General features: G+C 40.4%; 4 protein-coding genes and 4 pseudogenes. 3 read left to right on the top strand and 5 right to left on the bottom strand.

All coding sequences use genetic code 11. The features are described from left to right. Positions 1 to 97 precede the first annotated feature (97 nt). Positions 98 to 619: pseudogene (locus QUB33_RS28625) on the top strand (IS630 family transposase); the annotation flags it as partial. Positions 620 to 626: 7 nt separating this feature from the next. Here QUB33_RS28625 and QUB33_RS28620 read toward each other — a convergent pair. Then, a pseudogene (locus QUB33_RS28620) lies at positions 627 to 959 on the bottom strand (ISKra4 family transposase); the annotation flags it as partial. A gap of 114 nt (positions 960 to 1,073) precedes the next feature. Here QUB33_RS28620 and QUB33_RS28615 point away from each other — a divergent pair. Together QUB33_RS28615 and QUB33_RS28610 are read left to right on the top strand one after the other, a co-directional pair. Then, positions 1,074 to 1,397, top strand: a pseudogene (locus QUB33_RS28615) (transposase); the annotation flags it as partial. 9 nt (positions 1,398 to 1,406) lie between these two features. Further along, a pseudogene (locus QUB33_RS28610) lies at positions 1,407 to 1,673 on the top strand (IS1 family transposase); the annotation flags it as partial. 87 nt (positions 1,674 to 1,760) lie between these two features. On the opposite strand, the gene QUB33_RS28605 reads toward QUB33_RS28610, so the two are convergent. The 4 genes from QUB33_RS28605 to QUB33_RS28590 all read right to left on the bottom strand — a co-directional run. Continuing rightward, positions 1,761 to 2,744: a methyltransferase domain-containing protein gene (locus tag QUB33_RS28605; protein ID WP_333357769.1), complete on the bottom strand. Its 984-nt coding sequence runs from the start codon at positions 2,742 to 2,744 to the stop codon at positions 1,761 to 1,763. 68 nt (positions 2,745 to 2,812) lie between these two features. Next, positions 2,813 to 3,841, bottom strand: coding sequence for a class I SAM-dependent methyltransferase (locus QUB33_RS28600; protein ID WP_333357761.1), 1,029 nt, complete (start codon positions 3,839 to 3,841; stop codon positions 2,813 to 2,815). Positions 3,842 to 3,930: 89 nt separating this feature from the next. Further along, entirely contained in the window at positions 3,931 to 4,170 is a 240-nt protein-coding gene (locus QUB33_RS28595; protein ID WP_333357757.1) for a hypothetical protein, read from the bottom strand. A gap of 384 nt (positions 4,171 to 4,554) precedes the next feature. Then, positions 4,555 to 4,757: hypothetical protein (locus tag QUB33_RS28590; RefSeq protein ID WP_333357753.1), on the bottom strand; the 203-nt coding region annotated here is incomplete at its 5' end.

Here is a 4,757-nt window from a genome sequence, read left to right as displayed (position 1 = left end):
ACCTCTTTGAACACAACTTGATATTTTTTATTATATCATATTAGTTGTTTGTGTAATTAATTTTGTTTGACTACTTAAGAAGGCACAATTAGAAGAATTAAAACGATTAGATGATGAGGGTCAAATTGATTTATATTACTTGGATGAAACGGGATTTTGTTTGATTCCTTGTGTCCCCTATGGCTGGCAGGATATCGGAGAATATTTAACAATTCCTAGTCGCCGTAGTCAGCGAATGAATGTACTAGGAATCATGAATCGAAAGAACCATCTTGAAACTTATATTTCATCTCAAAGTATTAATTCTGATGTAGTTATCGCCTGTATTGATGCTTTTTTCCCCGCCGTACATAAGCCAACGGTGATTGTCACAGATCAAGCTTCTATTCATACCAGTGATGCTATTGTTGACAAACTTGAAGAGTGGAAACAACGTAATATTACTCTTTTTGAGTTGCCTTCTTACTCTCCTGAATTAAATTTAATTGAAATTTTATGGCGGTTTATTAAGTATGAATGGATTGAGATATCTGCTTACAAGAGTTGGGAAACTTTTGTTACATCTGTGGAAAAAATCCTGAAACAATTTGGAGAAAACTATGTAATTAATTTTGTCTAGCTACTTAAGATTCGTTAGCACTGATTAAAAGGCAGCAACTTTCCATCAGTGGACTAAATTGACTGTAAGCTTTTAAGCCAAAATATTTTGCCTGATTATCCGTAAGGTCGAGCGAGCCGATTATTGATTTTATTTTTCGGGGTTTTCCTGTTTGAATTCCTGATACTGCTGAAAAAAAAAGTTACCTATTTCTGGACCAACTTCTGATAACATTTTCGCTTCGCACTGATTTTTCTATACTTTCAAAACTTTTTAACTCGGTTGAATCTGTATTTCTCAAAAGAATTTTTGCTACCGCTTTTAAGTGGGCTTTTAGCTGTTGTTGGTCTGAGGGTGTCATTTTATTTACCTCATCTTTATTTGACGATTTTACTAGCTTTTTCATTTTAACTCTTTTTTGACACATTCGCAAAAGTGAGATGCACCCTAGACAAAAGACAAAGTTTGTTTTGAAGCATATTTACAACTTTTGTCAATACAATATCCTCATGAATTACACATCATTCAAGTAGATAACGCACCCGCTCATAATTTAAGCTCATCTGAATTACCCGACAATGTTATTTTACTATTTCAGCCTCCGGCTTGTCCCGAAGTAAATCCGACAGAAAGAGTGTGGGAATATCTGAAAGATTTTTTAGCTTGGTCGGTGTTTAGTAATCTTGACGAACTCCGCACAAAAGTCAAGGAAATTTTGGCATCTTTCACAGATCGCGTCATTGGTTTTCTCACCGGATGGTCTTGGATTTTACATTCTTTATCTATATCACATCTTTAAAAAAATGGTATAAGTGCCTGGAAATGCTATTTTTATGTCACGGATGGATGGCCAGTCTATCCGATGTTTATTCCTGATGAAGAGCACATCATCAGCAAGACTTATATGACACGAGTAGAAGGGGAAAATACGAGGTTGAGACATTATCTGGCAAGGCTACATCGCAAGACTCTTTGTTATTCTAAGTGCGCGGAAATGCTCAGGCACTCTATTAAATTATTAATACATTACCTAAAATTTCAGGATGTTCCCGTTCCGGCAGTATTCATACCTTGATTCAGCAACGCCTGATTTTTTACGTTCTGGCGACCATTGAATGTCTTACGCTTTGCGTCCGGTGCCGACGAAAGCGGTTGCTATAAATTAAGTGTTGGGTTTTGGATAATGGCTTTCTGATGTCAGCAAATCTTCTAGCGTTAGATCCCACTTAAATTTATCGCAATTAACTTCGGCTACCTTTTTGGCAAGGATGGCAACGCCGCCAAATACAGGCTGAAGGGGGAACTGTTCGTTACCTTGCCTTAAAGTATCAAAGTGCAATCGCATTGGTTCTATGAAAGCTACTTTCATAACTTCAAATCCCAACGCTGGCGAAAATAAAACCTTGAGACCATCGTCAGAAAAGCGCCAGAAATCCCAAGGTCTTTCGTGCGGAAGCCATGCAAAATGAGTGTGGTGAAATGTTATTCCTCCTATTTCTAGTACCTTATTGATTTCCATTGCTGCTACCCAAGGCATTGCTAAGTGTTCAAACACTGATATAGAAAAAACCGCATCAAACCGCCGATTGCTAAAATATTGAGAGAGCTTGTGAGCATCTCCTACTACATCTGTGTTTTCGTCGGAATAATAGTCAAAACCGGTATAGGAAGATGCCCCAGAAAAAAAAGGTCTCTGACCTTTATTTCCCGGAGATACAACTCGCGAACCAATTTCTAAAACTCTGAGGTTATTCTGATTAACTGTGTTTACAAACTCACCATAAATGTTAGCGCCATCAGGAAAAATGTTTTGATCGGGTTCCTGGGGTTTCGAGCCAATAAAAGTTATGTTTTTGCTGGCTGTTTTCCCTTGAGCGTGAGCGTTAAAGGTGATGCTGTGTTCGGCAGTGCGATTCAAATGGATCACAAATCCGCATCGATCGCTGTAGTATTGGGGAAACACATCTGCTACATCAGGCCGGGGATACCAACAAGTAATTGGAACGCAGGTATCATTGGCGCAAATTTCAACTTGTTCTAAAATTCCTTGTTTGCCAAGTATCCAACCCCGAATTCCTATTGCCCAGTCGTCAGACCAAGATTCGTCAATGCACCAGATTAAGTTCTCATCTTGTTCTATAGCCACTTACATACCTCCAATTATTCAAATTGTTATCTTAGATGAGCGACATTTTTTCATCTGCAAAAGCTTTTCTATTCAGCTCCAGAAAACCAATTGATTGCTTGCTGCAACTCGTTTTCATCAATCGTTTTGGAAGAAGAGTGGAGCAGGTGTCGTTCTCTGTGCCGCTCTGTAGTAAAGGTACGTTTAGGATATATAGTCTCTCCTTGATAGTCGTGACGAACTTCGATTATAACTCCAAATTCTTTCACAACACCTTTATAATACTTGATAGCCAATTCAAGTTTAATTTTGTTCTTGTACAGTTCTGTTAAAACTTCTGGATCTACAACGTATACGAATTCCTTGAGAAGCCATCTAGCCCCAAGACCTTTTTCCCAAAACTCGGAGAACCATACGCACAGGTGCATATAGTGATCTTCATTATAGTATTGGGTATGCCCGAAAATAAATCCTGAGTTGTGCCACATGAAGGGTGTCCAAAACTCTAAATGCGCTCCCTCAGTACAAACACGGTTAATTTCTTGGAATATAGGTATGGGTGCAGGTGGAGTCAGATGTTCCAAGAAATGAGCAGAGTAGACATAATCTACGCTCCGGTTGGGAAATGGCAACTTCTCATTCTGCAAATCTATTACATAGTCAACTCCTGGTTGGTTGATGATATCTAACCCCAAAGTTCCTGGTTGTTTGTTGGATCCACAGCCTAGATCGAGCTTAAAATATTGCTTGGATACCTCATTTTCTTCGGTAACAATAGTTCTATGAGGAGCCTCTATTATTTCACCTATGGCTACGCTTTTAGTCAATATTTTTCCTTGATTTTTAGCCTCAAAGATGACTCGACCTTTGTCGGTATAATCCAGGTTCACAACAAAACCACAGTTATCACTGTAGTATTGGGGAAACGCTGCGGTCACATCAGGGCGGGGATACCATGTAGTAATTGGTACGCAAGTATTTCCCACGCACACTGATACTTCATCTAGGATTCCTTCTTGCTTGCTCACAATCCATCCTTGGATTCTGAGTCCGCAGTCATCAGACCACGAATGGTCGTCTATCGCCAAGATTAAATTATCGTCTTGCTCGATTGTCATAGCGTCTATCCGTAACTATTTTTTTTCTCGTTAGTTTAGTAATGGGCCATCCTCAGTGAGAGTGAGGTCAACATTAGTTATGCCGTGAGTCAATGGCACGGGGATGCGATCGACCTTTCTAGTTTACCCGATCGCGCTTGTTGGTCGATCGATTGAGTGCGATCGTCTTCGTGTGTAGAAGATTTTGGGGTAATATCTATTGTTAAGCTCAATTGTTTAGGGCTTGGGGGCGATCGTCCATCTATACATCTATAATACCTGGTGCGTGCGGGAACATCCTCTGAGGGCTGAAGTCTGATATCCTTGGGAAAGCAAGGGCTTGATTTCATGTGGAGTTCATTGGGGGCGATCGCGCGGGGAATGTCGAGCGCTTGATTTCATTGGCACTCACGAGCACAGGTAGAGAGCGGGTTCGACCTTTTTAGTTTACCCGATCGCGCGGGGAATGTCGCTCGCTTGAGTGCGATCGTCTTCGTGTGTTGATTTTTGGGGTAATATCTATTGTTAAGCTCGATGGCTTAGGGCAAGGGGGCGATCGCCTGTCTATAAGACCTGGTGCGTGCGGGAACATTCTTAGAGGGCTGAAGTCTGATATCCAGGGGAAGGCAACGGCTTGAGTTCATTTGGAGTTCATTGGGGGCGAGCGGGCAAAACTTATTCTATTTAGTAGAATGATGTGCCAAAGCCCGATCGCGACTGGCGTACATTATGTTTTATTTTTTTTTGTGGCGTTGCTTAATCATGGTATGAAAAAAATAAGTTGAAAATCCCCAAGCTTTGTCGATACTGGTTTCTATTACTGGCATATTTAGCCTTTCATACCGTAAATCAGCAACGCCGGAAAACAAAATCACATTTGTGTCCAATGTGGTCGTCAATTCATTAATCAGTATGAACCCCATCGAGGTTATAGCGA

The sequence above is a fragment of the Microcoleus sp. B3-A4 genome (genome assembly GCF_036705385.1).
Taxonomy (GTDB): Bacteria; Cyanobacteriota; Cyanobacteriia; order Cyanobacteriales; family Microcoleaceae; genus Microcoleus.
The sequence above is the reverse complement of the archived record's forward strand: the minus strand, read 5'-3'. Positions and strand labels throughout refer to the sequence as shown.